Here is a 430-nt window from a genome sequence, read left to right as displayed (position 1 = left end):
ACGTGCAATCGTACAGCTCATTTATGGCAAGCGCCGTAATTTGACCAAGTTGAGTATTTAAGGAGATTCACATGACTGATCTGACTCAACAAGACTCAAAGCAATACGGTCGCCCAGATGATCTAAAAATCATCCCGTTTATGAAGATTGCCACACCTGCGGCCATCTTCTCGATCCTGATTACCATTGCCAGTATCTTCTTTATCGTAACGAAAGGTCTGAATCTCGGTTTAGACTTTACTGGCGGTATCTCAGCTGAATTGAACTATAAGCAAGGTGTTCAACCTGCTCAAGTGGTGCAGGCACTGGATCGTGCAGGCTTTAAAGATGCTGTGGTGCAAACTTTAGGCAGTAGTACTGACCTGATCGTACGTATGCCAGTACAAGAAGACCTGAATGTTGAAGATCTTAGCAATAGCATCACCAAAGC

1 pseudogene is annotated in these 430 nt (G+C 44.2%); it reads left to right on the top strand.

The features are described from left to right. Positions 1-71 precede the first annotated feature (71 nt). Positions 72-430, top strand: a pseudogene (locus ACTHUF_RS11435) (hypothetical protein); the annotation flags it as partial.

Source organism: Neisseria sp. P0024.S006 (genome assembly GCF_051956595.1).
In the GTDB taxonomy this organism is placed as follows: Bacteria; Pseudomonadota; Gammaproteobacteria; order Burkholderiales; family Neisseriaceae; genus Neisseria.
Note: the sequence above shows the minus strand (reverse complement) of the source record. Positions and strands in the feature narration are given on the sequence as shown.